Source organism: Micromonospora halophytica (genome assembly GCF_900090245.1).
GTDB lineage: Bacteria > Actinomycetota > Actinomycetes > Mycobacteriales > Micromonosporaceae > Micromonospora > Micromonospora halophytica.
Genome location: NZ_FMDN01000020.1, coordinates 54788 through 73970, shown reverse-complemented (window position 1 = coordinate 73970; position 19183 = coordinate 54788). Strand labels below are relative to the sequence as shown.

The 19183-nt window shown below is 71.3% G+C and carries 15 protein-coding genes and 1 pseudogene; 10 read left to right on the top strand and 6 right to left on the bottom strand.

Translation table 11 applies throughout. The features are described 5' to 3' along the window. Nucleotides 1–192: 192 nt before the first annotated feature. Nucleotides 193–1140: a permease prefix domain 1-containing protein gene (locus tag GA0070560_RS22270; protein WP_091301087.1), complete on the bottom strand. Its 948-nt coding sequence runs from the start codon at nt 1138–1140 to the stop codon at nt 193–195. Further along, nucleotides 1137–1478, bottom strand: a complete 342-nt coding sequence (locus GA0070560_RS22265; RefSeq protein WP_091301085.1) for a PadR family transcriptional regulator — start codon at nt 1476–1478, stop codon at nt 1137–1139. The genes GA0070560_RS22270 and GA0070560_RS22265 overlap by 4 nt, the downstream gene beginning before the upstream one ends. Nucleotides 1479–1741: 263 nt before the next feature. On the opposite strand from GA0070560_RS22265, the gene dnaE reads away from it, so the two are divergent. Beyond that, nucleotides 1742–5275: a DNA polymerase III subunit alpha gene (gene dnaE, locus GA0070560_RS22260; protein ID WP_091301084.1), complete on the top strand. Its 3534-nt coding sequence runs from the start codon at nt 1742–1744 to the stop codon at nt 5273–5275. Nucleotides 5276–5377: 102 nt separating this feature from the next. Here the strand turns inward: dnaE and GA0070560_RS22255 are convergent, their stop codons facing one another. After that, nucleotides 5378–6238: an SPFH domain-containing protein gene (locus tag GA0070560_RS22255; RefSeq protein ID WP_091301082.1), complete on the bottom strand. Its 861-nt coding sequence runs from the start codon at nt 6236–6238 to the stop codon at nt 5378–5380. 164 nt (nt 6239–6402) lie between these two features. On the opposite strand from GA0070560_RS22255, the gene GA0070560_RS22250 reads away from it, so the two are divergent. The 7 genes from GA0070560_RS22250 to GA0070560_RS22220 all read left to right on the top strand — a co-directional run bounded on the left by GA0070560_RS22250 (nt 6403) and on the right by GA0070560_RS22220 (nt 12929). Then, nucleotides 6403–7440 carry an aminotransferase class V-fold PLP-dependent enzyme gene (locus GA0070560_RS22250; RefSeq protein ID WP_091301151.1) on the top strand — a complete coding sequence of 346 codons (1038 nt, stop codon included), beginning with the start codon at nt 6403–6405 and terminating at the stop codon, nt 7438–7440. Between the two features lie 346 nt (nt 7441–7786). Beyond that, nucleotides 7787–8548, top strand: a complete 762-nt coding sequence (locus tag GA0070560_RS22245) for an ABC transporter ATP-binding protein (protein ID WP_091301080.1) — start codon at nt 7787–7789, stop codon at nt 8546–8548. Next, entirely contained in the window at nt 8535–9227 is a 693-nt protein-coding gene (locus GA0070560_RS22240) for an ABC transporter ATP-binding protein (protein ID WP_091301078.1), read from the top strand. Before GA0070560_RS22245 ends, GA0070560_RS22240 begins: the two co-directional genes overlap by 14 nt. 46 nt (nt 9228–9273) lie before the next feature. Beyond that, nucleotides 9274–10524, top strand: coding sequence for an ABC transporter substrate-binding protein (locus GA0070560_RS22235; RefSeq protein ID WP_091301076.1), 1251 nt, complete (start codon nt 9274–9276; stop codon nt 10522–10524). Between the two features lie 115 nt (nt 10525–10639). After that, on the top strand, nt 10640–11521 hold the full coding sequence (locus GA0070560_RS22230) for a branched-chain amino acid ABC transporter permease (protein ID WP_091301074.1): 882 nt from the start codon (nt 10640–10642) through the stop codon (nt 11519–11521). Beyond that, nucleotides 11518–12522, top strand: a complete 1005-nt coding sequence (locus GA0070560_RS22225) for a branched-chain amino acid ABC transporter permease (RefSeq protein WP_091301072.1) — start codon at nt 11518–11520, stop codon at nt 12520–12522. Before GA0070560_RS22230 ends, GA0070560_RS22225 begins: the two co-directional genes overlap by 4 nt. A gap of 137 nt (nt 12523–12659) precedes the next feature. Continuing rightward, complete coding sequence (locus tag GA0070560_RS22220; protein ID WP_211565951.1) at nt 12660–12929, top strand: hypothetical protein; 270 nt, start codon at nt 12660–12662, stop codon at nt 12927–12929. 139 nt (nt 12930–13068) lie between these two features. On the opposite strand, the pseudogene GA0070560_RS22215 reads toward GA0070560_RS22220, so the two are convergent. Next, a pseudogene (locus GA0070560_RS22215) lies at nt 13069–13461 on the bottom strand (hypothetical protein); the annotation flags it as partial. 572 nt (nt 13462–14033) lie between these two features. On the opposite strand from GA0070560_RS22215, the gene GA0070560_RS22210 reads away from it, so the two are divergent. Continuing rightward, nucleotides 14034–15599 (top strand): MFS transporter, encoded by a 1566-nt coding sequence (locus GA0070560_RS22210; RefSeq protein ID WP_091301070.1) that lies wholly within the window; start codon nt 14034–14036, stop codon nt 15597–15599. Between the two features lie 11 nt (nt 15600–15610). Beyond that, nucleotides 15611–16219 (top strand): TetR/AcrR family transcriptional regulator, encoded by a 609-nt coding sequence (locus tag GA0070560_RS22205; protein ID WP_091301068.1) that lies wholly within the window; start codon nt 15611–15613, stop codon nt 16217–16219. Between the two features lie 4 nt (nt 16220–16223). On the opposite strand, the gene GA0070560_RS22200 is transcribed toward GA0070560_RS22205, so the two are convergent. Continuing rightward, entirely contained in the window at nt 16224–18140 is a 1917-nt protein-coding gene (locus tag GA0070560_RS22200) for a helix-turn-helix domain-containing protein (protein WP_091301066.1), read from the bottom strand. Between the two features lie 14 nt (nt 18141–18154). Beyond that, the gene (locus tag GA0070560_RS22195) at nt 18155–18937 is read right to left on the bottom strand and encodes a 3-hydroxybutyrate dehydrogenase (protein WP_091301064.1); all 783 of its coding nucleotides are present in this window, start codon (nt 18935–18937) and stop codon (nt 18155–18157) included. Nucleotides 18938–19183: the final 246 nt, after the last annotated feature.

The window sequence follows — 19183 nt, the reverse complement described above, 5'->3', positions numbered from 1 at the left end:
TACGTCTGCCCTGGTGACGATGGTACGGCCGGTGGCGGTCGATCGTCGGGGCGTGGCCGAGGAGGCGACGCCGCGCCCCCGGCTCCCGGAGGTACTCGCCGACCTCCTCACCGTCCCCGGCCCCGCGCAGGCGGCCGGTCGAGCGCCGGCCCGGCACCTTCCGGTGTGCCGGGCCGGCGGTGCCGCCGAGGGTCAGCGGGTGTGCCGGCGGGCCTTGACCACGCTGTCGACGACGTCCCAGACGGTGATGACCACGACGACCACGATCGTCACCCGGCCGACCATCTCCAGTCCGCCCTCGCGCAGCCACTCGAACCGGTCGACCAGGTCCGGGTTGAGTAGGCGCTCGGTGGCCAGCAGCCAGATCAGCGGCACGGCGAACGCCAGGTTGAGCAGGGCGTTGAGGCCGACCAGCGGCCAGGTCCACCCGCCGAGCCGGTACTTCACCAACTCCAGGCCGATGGACAGGACCAGCACGACGGCGAGCACCGGCAGCCAGGACGTCCACAGTGCCGGGTCGAGCAGCGGCAGGCCCCTGCCGTCGGTGTCGGAGACCCAGGAGCGCAGGTGCTGCCAGGGCAGGAATGCCAGGGTGATCAGCAGGAAGGCGATCGAGGCGCAGGTGTCGCTCAGCTTCACGTCCCGCTCGACTGGCGCCTCGGCCAGTTGGTCGGGGCTCCATTCGGGCAGCGTGAGCGGGGTGCGGGTGCGTTCCAGCACCGCGAAGCTGAGCGTCACCCAGAAGGCGATCTGCACACCGGTCTGGAAGGCGACGACGATGCCGGCCCCGACCGCCGCCTCCGGCTCGTCGCCCACGGTCGCCTTGAGCACCCCGACCACCACGCCGACGACGGCCGGGATCACGGTGAGCAGCCGGCGCAGCAGGCTCTGCCAGACCAGGTAGTACGCCGGGCCGATGAGCTGCAGCGGCCGGTCGACGTAGCGGGCGGCGAGCCGGTCGGGGTGGCCCAGTTCGGTGAGCACCTCCCGTTCGGCGGCATCGGCGTCCTGCCCGGCGGCGGCCCGCCCCTCGATCATGTCCTTGATGGAGGCACGCAGCTCGTCGGCGATCTCGGCGCGGCGCGGCGCGGGCACCGTCCGCAGGGTCGCGGCGACGTAGCGGTCGGTCAGGGAGGTCATCGCTTGGCTCCTTCGATAAGCCCGGTGACGGAGGTCTGCACGGCGGCGAGGTCGTCGAGCAGGCGTGCCAGGACCGCCTCACCGTCGGCACTGGTCCGGTAGAACTTGCGCGGCCGGCTCTCCTCGGTGTTCCACTCGCTGGTCAGCAACCCCTGCTCCTCCAACCGGCGCAGCAGCGGGTACAGCGTGTTGGCGTCGACCGGGAAGCCGTGTGCGGTCAGGCGCTGCAGCAGCGCGTAGCCGTAGTCGGGGTGACGCAGGGCGACCAGGCTCGCCACCACGACGGTGCCGCGGCGCAACTCCTGGAGGTGGGTCCGCAGGATCTCGTCGCTAACCATGCTTCGCACTATACCGTGCGGCACACACTATTGGTATGGCACACCACTGCCGCAGTCGCGACGCGCCCGGAGGCGACCGTCCGCTGCCCGCTTCGTCGCGGCCCCGGTGTGACCGGTCGCCGAGGTGACAGGGCGGATCCGGTCGCGTCGAGAGACTCGTGCCACCGCCCCGGCGCGGACGGTGGAGCCCTGCAGGGCACCTCGGTAGGGTGGGCCGGTCGAATCCGACGCAGCCTTGATCCACACCCCGGGGGGCGCCACGCATGGGCGATTCGTTCGCGCATCTGCACGTACACACCGAGTACTCGATGCTCGACGGGGCGGCCCGGCTCAAGGACCTCTTCGCCGAGGCCAACCGGCTCGGCATGCCGGCGGTGGCGATCACCGACCACGGCAACATGCACGGCGCGAACGACTTCTACAACCAGGCGATGGCCGCCGGGATCACCCCGATCCTGGGCGTCGAGGCGTACGTGGCGCCGGAGTCGCGCTACCACAAGGCGCGGGTCAAGTGGGGTCGGCCGGAGCAGAAGAGCGACGACGTCTCCGGTAACGGCGCGATCACCCACAAGACCATGTGGGCCCGCAACGCCACGGGCCTGAAGAACCTCTTCACCCTCAACTCGCGCGCCTCCATGGAGGGCCACTACGTCAAGTGGCCCCGGATGGACATGGAGCTGATCGCCGAGCACGCCGAGGGGATCATGGCGACCACGGGCTGCCCGTCCGGCGCGGTGCAGACCCGGCTGCGGCTGGGCCAGTTCGACGAGGCGCTGAAGGTGGCCGCGAGCTACCAGGACATCTTCGGCAAGGAGAACTACTTCCTGGAGATCATGGACCACGGCCTCGAGATCGAGCGCCGGGTCCGTGACGGGCTCGTCGAGATCGCCCGCAAGCTGGACATCCCGCCGGTGGTCACCAACGACTCGCACTACACCCACGAGGCCCAGGCCACCGCGCACGACGTGCTGCTCTGCGTGCAGACCGGCAGCAACATCGACGACCCGAACCGGTTCCGCTTCGAGGGCGGCGGCTACTTCGTCAAGTCCGCCGAGCAGATGCGCGCGGTCGACTCCTCCGAACTGTGGCAGCAGGGCTGCCGCAACACCCTGCTGGTCGCCGAGAAGGTCGACCCGAAGGGGATGTTCGAGTTCCGCAACCTGATGCCGCGCTTCCCGGTGCCGGAGGGGGAGACCGAGGAGTCCTGGTTCCGCAAGGAGACGTTCGCCGGGCTGGCCCGTCGCTACCCGGGCGGGATCCCCGAGGGTCACGTCGTGCAGGCGGAGTACGAGCTGGGCGTCATCAACCAGATGGGTTTCCCGTCGTACTTCCTCGTGGTCGCCGACTTCATCCAGTGGGCGAAGAGCCAGGGCATCGCGGTGGGTCCGGGTCGTGGCTCGGCCGCCGGCTCGTTGGTCGCGTACGCGCTGGGCATCACCGACCTCGATCCGATCCCGCACGGGCTGATCTTCGAGCGGTTCCTCAACCCCGAGCGGGTCTCGATGCCGGATGTCGACATCGACTTCGACGAGCGTCGGCGCGGTGAGGTGATCAAGTACGTCACCGAGAAGTGGGGCGAGGACAAGGTAGCCCAGATCGCGACCTTCGGCACGATCAAGGCGAAGGCGGCGATCAAGGACTCGGCCCGGGTGCTCGGCTTCCCCTACGCGGTGGGTGACCGGATCACCAAGGCGATGCCGCCGGCGGTGATGGGCAAGGACATCCCGCTCACCGGCATCTTCGATCCGAAGCACCCGCGCTACGCCGAGGCCGGCGAGATCCGGGGCCTGTACGAGTCGGACCCGGACGTGCGCAAGGTCATCGACACGGCCAAGGGCATCGAGGGGCTGATCCGGCAGACCGGCGTGCACGCCGCCGGCGTCATCATGTCCGCCGAGCCGATCATCGAGCACATCCCGCTGATGCGCCGCGACGCCGACGGGGCGATCATCACCCAGTTCGACTACCCGACGTGTGAGTCGCTCGGGCTGTTGAAGATGGACTTCCTCGGCCTGCGCAACCTGACGATCATCGACGACGCGGTCAAGAACATCGAGCTCAACCACGGCGAGAAGCTGGACCTGCTGGGGTTGCCGCTGGACGACAAGGCCGCCTACGAACTGCTGGCCCGGGGCGACACCCTCGGCGTCTTCCAGCTCGACGGTGGGCCGATGCGCTCGCTGCTGCGGATGATGAAGCCGGACAACTTCGAGGACATCTCCGCCGTCCTGGCGTTGTACCGGCCCGGCCCGATGGGCGTGGACTCGCACACCAACTACGCGCTGCGCAAGAACGGCCTGCAGGAGATCACCCCGATCCACCCGGAGCTGGAGGAGCCGCTGCGGGAGATCCTGGCGCCGACCCACGGCCTGATCGTCTACCAGGAGCAGGTGCAGCGCGCCGCGCAGATCCTCGCCGGTTACACGCTCGGCCAGGCGGACCTGCTGCGCCGCGCGATGGGCAAGAAGAAGAAGGAGATCCTCGACAAGGAGTTCATCCCGTTCCGGGACGGCTGCCGCGAGCGCGGCTACTCCGACGAGGCCATCCAGGCGGTGTGGGACGTCCTGGTCCCGTTCGCCGGGTACGCCTTCAACAAGGCGCACTCCGCCGCGTACGGGCTGGTGTCGTACTGGACGGCGTACCTGAAGGCGCACTACCCGGCCGAGTACATGGCGGGGCTGCTCACCTCGGTGGGCGACGACAAGGACAAGATGGCGCTCTACCTGTCCGAGTGCCGCCGGATGCGCATCCAGGTCCTGCCGCCGGACGTCAACACCTCGGCCGGGCCGTTCACCCCGGTCGGCAAGGACATCCGTTTCGGCCTGGCCGCGGTGCGCAACGTCGGCGCGAACGTGGTCGCCTCGATCATGCGGTGCCGTCAGGAGAAGGGCGAGTACGCCGACTTCTACGACTTCCTGTCCAAGGTCGACGCGGTGGTCTGCAACAAGAAGACCATCGAATCACTGATCAAGGCCGGCGCGTTCGACTCGATGGGGCACCCCCGCAAGGGCCTGCTCGCCGTGCACGCCGACGCCATCGACGCGTACGCCGACGTCAAGCGCAAGGAGGCCGTCGGCCAGTACGACCTCTTCGGCACGGGCTTCGGCGACGCCGACACCGGCGGCAGCACCACCGTCATGCCGACCATCGGCGACAGCGAGTGGGACAAGCGCGACAAGCTCGCCTTCGAACGCGAGATGCTCGGCCTGTACGTCTCCGACCACCCACTCTTCGGCCTGGAGCACGTCCTGGGCGCGGCGGCGGACTGCACCATCGCCGTGTTGTCGGAGGAGGGCACCGTGCCCGACGGCGCGGTGGTCACCCTCGCCGGCATCCTCTCCGGCGTGCAGCGCCGGGTCACCAAACAGGGTCGGGCCTGGGCCTCGGCCACCCTGGAAGACCTCGCCGGCGGCGTGGAGACCCTCTTCTTCCCCAACACCTACGAGGTGATCGGCCAGTACATCGCCGAGGACGCCATCGTGGTGGTCAAGGGCCGCGTCGACCGCCGCGACGACACCCCGCGCATCATGGCCATGGACATGTCCATGCCCGACATCAGCAGCAACCCGGCCAACAAACCGGTCACCCTCACCATCCCGGTGCACCGGTGTACGCCGCCGCTGGTCGAACGGCTCAAGGAAACCCTGGTGCTGCACCCCGGCGACACCGAGGTCCACGTCAAGCTCCTCAACGGCGGCAAGACCACCACCCTGCGCCTCGGACCGTTCCGGGTCGCCCCGACGACCGCGCTGATGGGCGACCTGAAGAGCGTCCTCGGCCCGGCCAACGTCAGCTGACGCGGGATCGCCGCGCGACCGCGGGCAGCAGCCCCGTGGTCGCGGGTCGGCGGCCGGCGGGTCCTGCTGGCCGCCGTAGGTGCCGACCGCTTCGTTCGGTCGTCACTTGCCCCCGGTCACGATCCCCGGGTTGATGCACAGCCCGGGGCTGCTGCCGTTCTTCTCCGCGATCTCCAGGCAGCGGGACACCTTGTCGACCTTGGCGTTGGTCTCGGTGATCTGCTTCTGGATGTCGGCGTTCTTCCGGTCCTGTTCGAGGTTGCGGGTCTGCGCGAGCTTGTCCTGGAAGACCTTGATGTTGCCCTCGGTCTTCTCGTCGTGGTTGACCCGGGTGATGGTCACGGAGAGGACGTCGACGTCGCCGGAGAGCCGCGCCTCGGCGTTGCCCCGTACCTTTTCGGCGAAGGGCTTGAGGTCGACGTTCAGGTTGCCCGTCCGGGCGTCGATCTTCTCCAGCGGGTTGTACACGGCGAAAGCGTCGTTGACGGCGCTGTCGAGCTGCACACCCACCCGTTGGCCCCGGAAGCTCTCGAAGTCGCCCTTGTAGTCCATGAACTGCTTCGGCGCGTTCTCAGGCTTGACCTGCCACTCGATCAGCACCTCCACGCAGGCGTCGGCGAGGGTGCCGGTACGGACCCGAACACACTGGTCGCCGCCGATGTGGTCGTACTTCTGCCGGCCGGCGTCCCACTCGCCGACCTTCTGCCAGGGCGCGACCCACTTCAGACCGGAGCCGGTCACCTTGCCGGTCGGCTTGTTGAAACTGGTGACGATCCCGACTGAGCGGATCGGCACGGAGTGTGCGCTCGACCCTACGGTGAAGACCAGCGCCCCGGCCAGGCAACCGAGCGCGACCAGCCGGGACACCTGCTTGACGCCTTGGTTCCGGGCGATGGCCGCCACCGCGCCGGAGATCGCCAGCCCGATTGCGAGAATGACGGCGAGTGAGAAGCCGACCGGCACGCTGCATCACCTTTTCACAGGTCGTCACGATGTGGATCACCAACCTAGGGCAGCATGTCAAGGCTGACCAGGCCCGGGTTCGGGCCACCGTCGGCGGCGACCTGGGCCACGACGCCGGGATTGGCGCTGACGCCGCCACCGGGGGAGCGGCTAGCGTCGGCCGCATGGAACTGGAGCAGGCGCAGAAGCTGTGGCAGCCGGAGCCCGGTTGGCTGAACACCGCCAGCTACGGGCTGCCCCCTGAGCCGGCCTGGACGGCGGTGCAGGACGCCCTCGCGGACTGGCGGGTGGGGCGTACCTCCTGGGAGCCGTGGGGGGAGACGGCCGAGCGGTCCCGCAGGGCCTTCGCCGGGCTGGTCGGTGTGCCGGCGGCGGACGTGGTCATCGGCAGCGTCGTGTCGCAGCTGCTCGCCCCGGTCGCTGCGGCGCTGCCCGCCGGGGCGCGGGTGGTGGTCCCGGAGGTGGAGTTCACCTCCAACCTCTTCCCCTGGCTGGTGCAGGCCGAGCGCGGTGTCGAGGTTCGTACCGTGCCGTTGGCCGGGCTGGTCGACGCGATCGACACCGGCACCGACCTGGTGGCGTTCAGCCTGGTGCAGTCCGCCGACGGGACGGTCGCCGAGTACGAGAAGGTCGTCGCCGCGGCCCGCGCGCACGACGCCCTGGTGGTGGTGGACGCCACCCAGGCGTGCGGCTGGCTGCCGTTCGACGCGGGCCTGGCCGACGCGGTGGTCGTCGGGGCGTACAAGTGGTTGATGGCGCCGCGCGGCGCGGCCTTCGGCTACCTCGCGCCGGCACTGCGCGAGCGGCTGCGTCCCGACGCGGCGGGCTGGTACGCGGGCCTCGACCCGCACTCCTCCTACTACGGCCCGCCGCTGCGGCTGGCCGACGACGCCCGTCGCTTCGACATCTCCCCGGCCTGGTTCAGCTACGTCGGTGCCGCGCCCGCCCTGGAACTGCTCGCCGAGATCGGCCTGCCGGCGGTCCGCGACCACGACGTCGCGCTGGCTAACCGGTTCCTCGCCGGACTGGGCCGACCGCCCGGCGACAGCGCGATCGTGACCGTCGAGGTGCCCGGGGCGCAGGAGAAGCTGGCGCGGGCCGGGGTCCGCGCGGCGGTGCGCGCCGGTCGGGTCCGCGCCTCCTTCCACCTGTACTCGACCGTCGACGACGTCGACCTGGCGCTCGACGCGCTCACCGGCTGAGGCGCCGATCGGGCGGCCGGCGCCGCGATGAGTTTCCGGCCGCCGATCGGTCCACCTTCATGGCGCGTGGCCGCGGCCGGTATCGACCCGGCCGGTGGACCGCGCGCCGCGGGTGGCGTCACCACATGTCGCCACCCATCGGTGGCCGTCGACCCCTTGCGCCGGCCGCCAACGGGGGCTGACGGGCCCGTCCCTGTGGGGGGCGGGCCCGTCCGTGCCGGTCCGAATGTGTGCCCGATCGACATGGCTCGACTCCCGGCATGCGCCGTAGGTTTCCTGCACGCGACGGCACTGTGACCCCGGTCACCGATCCGGCCGTCGCGGGTGACCTGCGGAGGTGGAGGCGATGGCCGGGCAAGCGCTGCTGGCGGCGCGCGGACTGACCCGTGACTTCCGGGGCTTCCGCGCGGTCGACCACGTCGACCTCGACATCGCCCCGGAGAGCGTGCACGCCCTGGTCGGCCCGAACGGCGCCGGCAAGACCACACTGTTCAACCTGCTCACCGGCTTCCTGCCGCCGACCGCCGGCACGATCGCGCTGGCCGGCCGGGACGTCACCGGCCTGCCGCCGGAGCGGGTGGCCCGGCTCGGCGTCGCCCGCTCGTTCCAGATCACCAGCCTCTTCCCGCAGCTGTCCGCCCGGGAACACGTCGAGTTGGCGTTGCAGAGCCCGAGCGGGCTCGGCTGGCGGTTCTGGCGCTCGGCGACGCTGATGCGCCGCTACCGGGACCGCGCCGACGAGCTGCTGGACATGGTCGGTCTCGCCGCGCTCGCCGAGGCCCCGGCCGAGGCCCTCGCCTACGGACGCAAGCGTGCCCTGGAGTTGGCCATCGCGCTCGCCCTCGACCCGAAGGTGCTGCTGCTCGACGAGCCCACCGCCGGCATGGGACTGGAGGACGTCGACCGCACCGTCGACCTCATCGCCACCGTTCGGCAGGGACGCACGGTGGTGCTGGTCGAGCACAACATGAGCGTCGTCGGCCGGCTCGCCGACACCGTCACCGTCCTACAGGCCGGCAAGGTCCTCGTCGAGGGCCCCTACGAGCAGGTCCGCGCCGACGAGCGGGTCATCACCGCCTACCTGGGAGCCGCTGATGCTGCGCATTGACACCCTCTCCGCCTGGTACGGCGAGGCGCAGGTGCTGCGGGAGGTGAGCCTGGACGTGGCCGCCGGCGAGGTGGTCACCCTGGTCGGGCGCAACGGCGCCGGCAAGTCCACCCTGCTGCGCTGCCTGATGGGGCTGCACCCCGGCCAGCGCGGCACGGTCGAGCTGGACGGGCGGGACATCGGCCGGCTGCCGGCGTACCGGCGGGCGCGGGCCGGTCTCGGCTGGGTCCCCGACGACCGTGGCGCGTACGCCACCCTCAGCGTCACCGAGCACCTGACACTGCCGCCCCGGGTCGGTCCCGACCCGTGGCCCCTGGAACGCATCTACGAGGCGTTCCCCGCCCTGTTCCAGCGGCGCGACTCGGCGGCGACCATGCTCTCCGGCGGCGAGCAGCAGATGCTCGCCCTGGCCCGGGTGCTGCGGATGGGTGCCCGGCTGCTGCTCTGCGACGAGCCCACCGAAGGGCTGTCGCCGCTGCTCGTGCAGCAGGTCGGCGACCTGCTGCGGGAGGCCAAGCAGCACGGCGTGACCGTGCTGCTGGTCGAGCAGAACCTGCACTTCGCCACCGGCGTCGCCGACCGGCACTACCTGCTGGCCGAGGGGCGCGTCGTGGAGGCGTTGGCCAACTCCGAGGTGCGCTCGCGGGAGCGCGAGCTGCTGGCGTACCTCGGCATCTGAATCGACGGCTGACCCGCACCGATGTGCGCGGCACGAAGGGGATGACATGCGTCAGAGCGTGGGTGTGGCCGCCGCCTCGGCGGCGGTGCTGCTGGTGGCGGGCTGCGGCGGCGGTGGCCCGCAGTCCGACGGCGACCAGAAGCTGACCGGCGACAAGATCGTGCTGGGGGTGCTCAACGACCAGTCCGGGGCCTACTCGGAGCTGTCCGGGCGCAACTCGGTGCAGGCGGTGGAGATGGCCATCGCCGACTTCAAGGCCAGGCACGGCGACCGGGCGGTCACCAAGGACATCTCCGTGGAGACCGCCGACCACCAGAACAAGCCGGACGTGGCCAACGCCAAGGCCCAGGAGATGTACGACCGCAAGGGCGTCGACCTGATCCTCGACGTGCCCACCTCGTCGGCGGCGCTGAAGGTCGCCGACGTGGCGAAGGAGAAGAAGCGGCTCTACTTCAACATCGGCGCGGCCACCACCGAGCTGACCGGCAAGAGCTGCAACAGGTACACGTTCCACTGGGCGTACGACACGTACATGCTGGCCAACGGCACCGGGAAGACCACCACCGAGCAGATCGGCAAGAACTGGTACATCCTCTACCCGAACTACGCCTTCGGTCAGGACATGGAGAAGAGTTTCTCCGCCGCGATCACCTCGGCGGGCGGCACGGTCGTCGGTAAGGACGGCGCGCCCTTCCCGAACACCAGCGGCGACTACTCGACCTTCCTGCTGAAGGCCCCGACGCTGAACCCGAAGCCGCAGGTGCTCGGCACCATGCAGGCCGGCGCCGAGCTGGTCAACGTGGTCAAGCAGTACAACGAGTTCAAGCTGCGGGACAAGGGCGTCGGGCTGGCGGTGGGGCTGATGTTCCTCACCGACATCCACTCGCTGACCCCGGCGGCGCTGGCCGGCACCACCTACACCGACGCCTGGTACTGGAACTTCGACCAGCGCAACCGGGAGTTCGCCGACCGGTTCTCCAAGGAGACCGGCACCCGGCCCACCTTCGCCCACGCGGCCAACTACTCCGCCGCCACCCAGTACCTGGAGGCGGTGCAGGCCGCCGGCACCGACGACGCCGACACCGTCGTCGAGGGCCTGGAGGGCAAGACCGTCGACGACGTCTTCCTGCGCAACGGCAAGATCCGCGCCGAGGACCACCGGGTCGTGCACGACGCGTACCTGGCCCAGGTGAAGTCGCAGGCCGAGGTCACCGAGCCGTGGGACTACGTGAAGGTGCTCAAGACCATCCCCGCCGCGGAGGCGTTCCGCGCCCCCTCGCCGGACTGCAAGCTGTGAGCGCGAGGAGTGAGCCGGTTCTGCGGGCCCCGCAGTCGCGGAACGGGGGTGGCTGGGTGAGTGCGAGGAGTGAGCCGGTTCTGCGAGCCCCGCAGTCGCGAACGAAGGCGGCACGGTGACCGGCTTCCTGCAGAACACGTTCAACGGGTTGGTGAGCGGGGCGTTCTACGCCCTGCTCGCCCTCGGGCTCGCGGTCATCTTCGGCATGCTGCGGGTGGTCAACTTCGCCCACGGCGCGTTCTACATGCTCGGCGCGTTCGGGGCGTACGTGCTGCTCAGTGAGGCCGGCGTGCCGTTCTGGGCGGCACTGGTGATCATGCCGCTCGGCCTCGCCCTGCTCGGCATGGCGCTGGAACGGGCGGTCATCCACCGGCTCACCCGGCTCGATCCGCTCTACAACTTCCTGCTGACCTTCGGCCTGACGCTGATCCTGCAGGACCTGGTCAAGACCCGGTACGGTGTGCAGTCCAGCCCGTACGCCACCCCGGCCGAACTCAGCGGCTCGGTCGACTTCGGGCTCTTCGACTTCCCGACCTACCGGGTCTTCATCCTCGGCTTCGCCGTGCTGCTCTGCGTCGCCGTCTGGTGGGTGCTCACCCGTACCCGGATCGGCATGGTGGTCCGGGCCGCCACCGAGCGGCCGGAGCTGACCCGCGCGTTCGGCATCGACGTCGGGCGCTGGGTGACCCCGGTCTTCGGCTTCGGCATCGGCCTCGCAGGCCTCGCCGGGGTGCTCGCCGCGCCGATGCGGGCGGTCAACCCGCTGATGGGCGCCGACCTGATCATCGTGATCTTCGCGGTGGTGGTGATCGGCGGTCTGGGCTCCATCTTCGGCTCGGTCGCCGCCGGCTTCGGCATCGGCCTGGTCCAGGCGTGGGGCGAGGCCTACCTGTCCGAGTTCCCGATCGTGTCCCAGACGATCGTCTTCGTCGTGATGGCCGCCGTGCTGCTCTGGCGGCCGGCCGGGCTGTTCGGCCGTGAGGAGGCACCGGCATGACCGCGACCGTGGACACCGAGGCCGCGCCGGCCCGCTCCGGGCTGCTCGCCGTCGCCCGCGCGCCCGGCTGGGTCCGGTACGCACTGCTCGCCGCCGGCCTGGCCGTGGCGCTCTGGCTGCCCAACGGGCTCTACCCGGCGGTCGCGGTGGACATCCTCTGCTGGGCGCTGTTCGCCGTCTCGGTGGACCTGCTGCTCGGCTTCACCGGGCTGATGTCCTTCGGGCACGCGGCCTTCTGGGGCACCTCGGCGTACCTCACCGGCCTGGTGGCGGTCCACGCCGGCCTGCCGTTCCCGGTCGCGGTGCTGGCCGGCGCGTTCGGCGCGGCGGCGCTCGCGCTGCCGATCGGTTACCTGGCGGTGAAGCGGACCGGCATCTACTTCGCGATGGTCACGCTGGCCTTCGCACAGATGGTCTACTACGTCGCCAACGAGTGGCGCTCGGTCACCGGTGGCGAGAACGGCCTGCAGGGCGTGCCCCGGTCGCTGTTCGGCCTCGACCTGACCGACGACTACTACTTCTACTACGCGATCCTGCCGATCGTGCTGTTCGGCCTGGCCGCCGCCTGGCGGATCACTCATTCGCCGTTCGGCCGGGTGCTGGTCGGCATCCGTGACAACCCGGCCCGGGCCCGCGCCCTCGGCTACCCGGTGCACCGCTACAAGCTGACCGCGTTCGTCCTCTCCGGCTTCATCGCCGGGCTCGGCGGCGGGCTTTTCGCCGTCGGTCACCGCTTCGTCTCGCTCGACGTGCTGCACTGGACCACCTCCGGCAAGGCGGTCATCGTGGTGGTGCTCGGCGGCATCGGCACCCTCTGGGGCGGCGTGCTCGGCGCGGCGGTGGTGGTCCGGCTGGAGGACTGGCTGTCGTTCTCCGGATTCGAGGCCATCGGCCTGGTCACCGGCGGTATCTTCGTCCTCGTCGTGCTGTTGTTCCGGCGCGGGATCTGGGGCAGCGTCGCCGCGCTGGTCCTGCGGTGGATGGCCGCCCGTCGCAGATAGTCCCGCGCCGGCCGATGCGGTGCAGGAGGCCCGCAAGCGGCTCGCCGCCGCCGCGGAGGACCTCGACGCCAACCGGGTCGCCGCGCTGGTCCTGGAGTTCGCCGCCGCGTCGGGCCGAGGTGTGGGAGCAGTTGTGTGTGCCGCTGCTGGCGACGCTGCACGGGCGGACCGAGCACGAGACGCACTGCCTCGGGCTGCACGCCCTCGCCGCGGCGCTGCGCGAGCAGGGGAGGGGCTGCCTGCTGCTCGGGCCGGCGCTGCCCTGGGCGGCGCTGGCCTCCGCCGTGGTCCGGGCCCGTGCGCGCGCTGTGCTGGTCTGGTCGCAGACCCCGCTCACCGGTCGCGCGTACCGCCTGGTCCGCTTCGGCTGCGGTGCCCCTGACCCACCGAGCCGCCCTCAGCCGTGACCCCCTCGGCCCGCCCTGACCGCCCTCGGCGCTGACATGACGGTGGTGGCGGTGTCGATCTGCTCCGCTGTCCCTTCATGCAGACGCCGCTGGCCGGCACCCCGTGGTGGGGTGCCGGCCAGCGTTGTTGTGGGTGGGGTCAGCTGTTCCAGTGTTCGGCGACGAGGTCGGCGGCCTGCTGCTCCCACTGGGCGTAGTGGTCCGGGTAGGCCGACACCTGCACGGTCTGCGCGGCCTGGGTCAGCGGCATGTCCTGCCACCCGTCGACCTGCTTCAGACCCTTCAGGAACGCCATCGTCGAGTACTCCGGGTCGGTGATCTGCTCCACCGTGCCCCAACCCGAGGACGGTCGCTGCTGGAAGAGGCCCTGCGAGTCGTGGTCGTTGCGGTCACCCAGGTGACCCAGGTTCTCCAACTTCGACTCCTGCAGGGCGGTCGCGATCGACACCACTGCGGCACGCTCGTCCATCCCGGCCTTCTTCGTCGCCGCGATGATCGCCTTGACGTTGCCGACCTGCTCGTCGGTCAGGTCGCGCTCGATGGGGGTCGAGCCGACGTGCGGGCACCTCGACAGGCGCTGGGGAAAGTCGATGACCCGGCAGGCACGGGCGAACCAGGCTCGCGGCGCCGGGACCATGTGTAACGACCCCGGCCCGGCCACCATTCCGCCACCACGATGGCACCGGCCACACCTCGCGGTCCGGGCAGTGCCATTCCGGATCCGGTGGTGTCCGGTGTCCGGTTCGGCGGTCAGGGCTTGGCGGTCGTTCGCCAGGACCGAAGGCCGTCCCAACCTCGACCAGCCGGGGACCGTGCGGTCGCTACAGACCTGATCGCACAGATGGATCAGGCGTCCCTCCGTCGACTCGCGGCCTGAACCACCTGTGCGATCAAGTCCGTAGCGTCCCCGGGACGCCGTTCGGGGAGTTCCTCGGCCGAACCGCCGGTGCCCGGCGCAGGACCGGCTCGGGAGGATGGTGACGCCCGCCACACGCGATACGGAACGGTTCCGTATCGAAAGCATGGGCCCTATGCTCAGGCGCATTACGAGTCTGGCCCGTATCGTATTTCGCGCGTGCGGGTGCACCGGGGGGAGAACCGGACATGGAACCGCACGAGAACACCGGACATCCGAGACGTTGGGCGATCCTCGGGGTGCTGGTCGTCAGCCTGCTCGTCGTCGTCCTCGACAACACCATCCTCAACGTCGCGCTGCGCACCCTCGCCGACCCGGTGCACGGCCTCGGCGCGAGCCAGGGCGAGCTGGAGTGGTCGATCAACTCCTACACCCTGGTCTTCGCCGGGCTGCTGTTCACCTTCGGCGTGCTCGGCGACCGCAACGGGCGACGTCGGTTCCTGCTGATCGGCCTGGCGCTCTTCGGCCTGGCATCGTTGCTGTCGGCGTACGCCCAGAGCCCCGCCCAACTGATCGCGGCGCGCGCGCTGATGGGTGTCGGCGGCGCGGCGATCATGCCGGTGACACTGTCGATCATCTCCAACGTCTTCGACCCCCGGGAGCGGGCGCGGGCGATCGGCATCTGGGCCGGCGCGGTCGGCCTGGCGGTGGCGATCGGCCCGATCCTCGGCGGCGCGCTGCTGGAGAGCTTCTGGTGGGGCTCGGTCTTCCTGATCAACGTGCCGGTGGTGACGATCGGCCTCGTGCTGGTCGCGGTGCTGGTGCCCGAGTCGCGCGACCCCCACCCCGGTCGCGTCGACCTGCTCGGTGTGCTGCTCTCGGTGGTCGGCCTCGTCGCGCTGACCTACGGCATCATCGACGGCGGCGAGCACGGCTTCGGCCGTCCGACGGTCTGGGCCGCCATCGTCGGTGGCCTGGCGGTGCTGGCGTGGTTCATCGCCCACGAGCGGGGCAGCGACCACCCGTCGCTGGACGTCCGGCTGTTCCGGGTGCCCCGCTTCGCCGCGCCGGTGGCGATCGTCGGGCTGGTCTTCTTCGCCGCGATGGGCGTGCTCTTCTTCAGTTCCTTCTACCTGCAACTGGTCCGTGGCTACAGCCCGCTGGAGACCGGCCTGCTCTTCCTCCCCTTCGCCGGTGCCCAACTGGTCTTCGCGCCGCGCAGCGCGGCGATGGTCCGCCGCTACGGCGGCAAGGCGGTCGCGGTCGTGGGGCTGACGTTGACCTCGGTGGCCCTCGGCGCCTTCGCCGTCGTCGACGAGACCACGCCGATCTGGATCGTCCTGCTCTTCTACTTCCTCCAGGGCGTCGGGATGGCCAACATCATGCCGCCGGCCACCGAGTCGATCATGTCGGCGCTGCCCCGCGAGAAGGCCGGCGTCGGTTCCGCGGTCAGCAACACCATCCGTCAGATCGGCAGCGCGCTCGGCGTGGCCGTGCTCGGCTCGGTGCTCTCCGCGTCCTACCGGGCGAACATCGCCACCGCCGTCGACGCTCTGCCCGCCTCGGCCCGGGACGCGGCCACCGAGTCCATCTCCGGCGCGTACGCGGCAGCCGCGCAGCTCGGCCCGGCGGGGCCGAGGCTGGTCGCGGCGGCCAACGAGTCGTACGTCTCGGCCATGCACTGGGCGGCGGGGCTCGCCGCGGCGGTGGCCGCCCTGGGCATCCTCGTGGTGCTGCGGTGGATCCCCGGCCGGGCGGCGGGGCCGTCCGCCGCGCCGGCGGTCGGCGGACGGGAGTTGGCCGGAACCGCGTAGGTTCGGGGACAATGTCTGACATGACTTCCACCGCGGATGCTCCGCGGTCGCCCGGGCGACCGCGGAGCATCCGCGCGGACGAGGCCATCGTCGAGGCCACCCTCGACCTGCTCGCCGAGGGCAGCACCATCGAGGCGCTGTCCATCGAGGCGATCGCCGCCCGCGCCGGCGTCGGCAAGGCCACCATCTACCGGCGCTGGCCGGGCAAGGACGCCCTGCTGCTGGACGCGCTGCGCCGGCTCAAGGGGATCGTGCCCCAGCCGGCGGGCCACTCCGTCCGCGACGACCTGGTGCTGCTGGTCGGCGCCGTCGGGCACCACATCGATCCGCGCGCCAGGAAGATCATGCCGTGCCTGGTGCCCGAGGTGAACCGGAGCCCGGACCACTTCCAGCTCTACCAGAACATCATCGAGCCGCGCCGGCAGCTCATGCGCGAGGTGCTGCGACGTGGCGTCCGCGACGGCGACCTGCGCGCCGACCTCGACGTCGAGCTGACCATGGCGCTGCTCACCGGGCCGATGCTGATGCAACGGATGCTGCGCTGGCACCCCGAGCTGGACGAACGGATCCTCCCCGAGAAGATCGTCGACGGGGTGCTGGAGGGCATCCGCGCCCGCTGAGGAATCAGCCCGGGGAACGCAGCCGGTGCAGCCGCAGCGCCAGCTGCACCTCCAGCGCCCGCTCGGGCTTCTGCCAGTCCGCGCCGAGCAACTGGCCGACCCGCTCCAACCGCTGGGTGACCGTGTTGACGTGTACGTGCAGCTGCTCGGCCGCCCGGGCCAGGCTCCCGCCCACCCCGAAGTACGCCTCCAGCGTCCGCACCAGCGCGGTGCCCCGCCGCGCGTCGTAGTCCACCACCGGCCCGACCGTGGCGGTGAGGAACCGGGCCACGTCCTGCTCGCCCTGGTCGCCGACGGTGCCCAGCAGCAGCCCGACGAAGCCCAACTCGGCGGTGCTCGCCCCCTCACCGGTGCGGCCCAGCGCCCCGAGCGCGGTGAGACAGCGGTCCGCCTCGGTGAACGTGGTGGCCAGCGCCGCCGGCCCGGACGTCGGCCCGCTCGCCCCGGCGGTCACCGGTCGGCCGGTCACCCGGGACAGGTCCCGGGCCACCGCGCGGGCGCTGCCACCCGCGTCCCGGCCCGGCAGCATCAGCACCACCCGACCGTCGCGCGCCGCGGCCAGCCCACCCCGGGCCGAGGCGTACGTGGTGGCCCAGGAGAGCACCCGCTGCCGGGCGGAACCGGTCGCGGCGATCGCGTCGTCGCCGACCGCCACCAGCACGTGCGGCGCGTCCAGGTCCACCCCGAGGCGACGGGCCCGGCTGCGCAGCGCGTCGGTGTCCCGCAGCGGCCGGGCGATCAGGTCGTCGAGCAGTTCGCCCCGGACCCGCCCCTCGGCCTCGGCCACGGTACGGCGGAACAACAGCAGCAGCGCCGTCACCAGCGCCGCCCGCTCCAGGATCCGCTGGTCGGCGTCGACCAGTTCGCCGTCGGGGCACAGCACCAGCGCCCCCAGGTTCTCCGCCCCGGCGACCACGGCGGCGTACCAGAGGTTGCCCCGGCGCACGCTGCGCCCTTCCGTACGCGACGCCGCCACCGCCTCCACCAGGTCGGCCCGGTCCGGCTCCCCGATCTCGCCCACCCGGGCCAGCAGCCGGCCCTCCGCGTCCAGCGCCAGCAGCGCCCCGCCGAGCACGTCGGTCACCGCCGCCGCCACGTCCTCCATGCCGCCGCCGCGCAGCACCAGCGCGGTCATCCGGTCGTGCGCCGCGGCGGCCCGCTCCACCGAACTGCTGTGCGCCCGGATGGTGGTGTTCGCCGCGGACAGCTCGGCCAGCGCCGAGCGGGTCTCGGCCAGCAGTCGGGCGGTGTCGATGGCGACCGCGGCGTGCGCGGCCAGCGAGACCAGCAGCGACACCTCCTCCCGGGCGAACGGCCGGGCCGACCGGTTCGCCGCGTAGAGCACCCCGATCACGCTCGACCCCAGCCGCAGCGGCACACCGAGGATCGCCACCAGGCCCTCCTCGCCGACCCCGGCGTCGATCTCGCCGGTGTGCCGGAACCGCTCGTCCTCCGGATAGTTCGCGGTCACATACGGGGTGCCGGACTGGGCCACCAGGCCGCCCAGCCCGTCGCCCATCTCCAACCGCAGCCGCTGGAACTTCGCCGAGATCGAGCCGTCGGTGACCCGCATGTACGTGTCGCCGCGCTCCTCGTCGTTGAGCGTCATGTACGCGACGTCCGCGCCGAGCAGGTGCCGGGCCCGGTGCACGATCGCCCGCAGCACGTCGTCCAGGTCACGCAGGCCGGCCAGGTCGCTGGCGGTGTCGTACAGGCCGGAGAGCTCGGTCTCCCGACGCCGGCGGCGCTCCAGCAGGCCGCGCACCCGCAACGCCACCACCTTGGCGTGTTCGAGCTCGGCCAGCCGCTCCGGCGGCAACCCGGCCGCCCGGGCGGCCACCAGCGGGCCCTCGAACTCGACCGCCGCGGCCTCCCGGGCGAGCAGTTCCAGGAACTCGACCGGCGACGACATGACGCTCATTGTGCGGGCAACCACTAGTTCGCCGTCCAGCCCCCGTCGAGGGCGATCGACGAGCCGGTGATGAACGCCGCGGGCGGCGAGCACAGGTACGCCACCAGTTCGGCGACCTCCTCCGGTTCGATCAGCCGCTTGATCGCCGCCCGGGCCAGCATGATCTTCTCGACCACCTCGTCCTCGCCGATGCCGTGGGTGGCCGCCTGGTCGGCGATCTGACTCTCCACCAGCGGCGTGCGCACGTACGCCGGGTTGACGCAGTTGGCGGTGACGCCGTGCGCGGCGCCCTCCAGAGCGACCACCTTCGACAGCCCCTCCAGCGCGTGCTTGGCGGAAACGTACGCCGACTTGTACGGCGAGGCGCGCAGCCCGTGCACCGAGGAGATGTTGACGATCCGGCCCCAGCCCTGGGCGTACATGTGCGGCAGCGCACGGCGGATCAGCCGGAACGGCGCCTCCACCATCACCCGGTGCAGGTGGGTGAAGCGTTCGGCGGGGAACTCCTGCACCGGCGCGACGTGCTGCAGGCCGGCGTTGTTGACGACGATGTCGACGTCGGCGTCGATCCGGTCCACCGCCGCCGGGTCGGCCAGGTCGACCCCCTCGGCCCGGCCACCGGCCTCGGCGGCCACCGCCTTGGCCGCCTCGACGTTACGGTCCACCACCAGCACCGCCGCGCCGGCCGCCGCCAGCCGCAGGGCGCAGGCCCGGCCGATGCCGCTGCCACCACCGGTCACCAGGGCGCTACGACCGGACAGGTCGACGCGTACGACGTGGGGGACCGCCACGGGTTCTGCCGTCATGGCGCAAGAAGTTACGAGCTGTGCGGCCGGCGGCACATGGGGCGGCGACACATACTCCGCCCCGGGTCTGTGTGGGCGTCGGCGCGGCGGCCGGCGTCGGCCCGGCTCCGTCGCGTGGTCGCCGTGGCGATCGAGCCCGACCCGACCCGCCGGTAGGCCCGGGGCCCGCACGGCGTGTCCCGGACGGCGGCCGTCGGCGGGCACCAGTAGGGTGTCGAACACACGTACTGCTGACGGCTGGGGGAG

Bases quoted from the DNA above. Each gene is read 5' to 3' on its own strand.
- GA0070560_RS22270 (WP_091301087.1), bottom strand. From the start codon at position 1,140: ATGACCTCCCTGACCGACCGCTACGTCGCCGCGACCCTGCGGACGGTG.
- GA0070560_RS22265 (WP_091301085.1), bottom strand. From the start codon at position 1,478: ATGGTTAGCGACGAGATCCTGCGGACCCACCTCCAGGAGTTGCGCCGC.
- dnaE (WP_091301084.1), top strand. From the start codon at position 1,742: ATGGGCGATTCGTTCGCGCATCTGCACGTACACACCGAGTACTCGATG.
- GA0070560_RS22250 (WP_091301151.1), top strand. From the start codon at position 6,403: ATGGAACTGGAGCAGGCGCAGAAGCTGTGGCAGCCGGAGCCCGGTTGG.
- GA0070560_RS22245 (WP_091301080.1), top strand. From the start codon at position 7,787: ATGGCCGGGCAAGCGCTGCTGGCGGCGCGCGGACTGACCCGTGACTTC.
- GA0070560_RS22240 (WP_091301078.1), top strand. From the start codon at position 8,535: ATGCTGCGCATTGACACCCTCTCCGCCTGGTACGGCGAGGCGCAGGTG.
- GA0070560_RS22235 (WP_091301076.1), top strand. From the start codon at position 9,274: ATGCGTCAGAGCGTGGGTGTGGCCGCCGCCTCGGCGGCGGTGCTGCTG.
- GA0070560_RS22225 (WP_091301072.1), top strand. From the start codon at position 11,518: ATGACCGCGACCGTGGACACCGAGGCCGCGCCGGCCCGCTCCGGGCTG.
- GA0070560_RS22210 (WP_091301070.1), top strand. From the start codon at position 14,034: ATGGAACCGCACGAGAACACCGGACATCCGAGACGTTGGGCGATCCTC.
- GA0070560_RS22205 (WP_091301068.1), top strand. From the start codon at position 15,611: ATGTCTGACATGACTTCCACCGCGGATGCTCCGCGGTCGCCCGGGCGA.
- GA0070560_RS22200 (WP_091301066.1), bottom strand. From the start codon at position 18,140: ATGAGCGTCATGTCGTCGCCGGTCGAGTTCCTGGAACTGCTCGCCCGG.
- GA0070560_RS22195 (WP_091301064.1), bottom strand. From the start codon at position 18,937: ATGACGGCAGAACCCGTGGCGGTCCCCCACGTCGTACGCGTCGACCTG.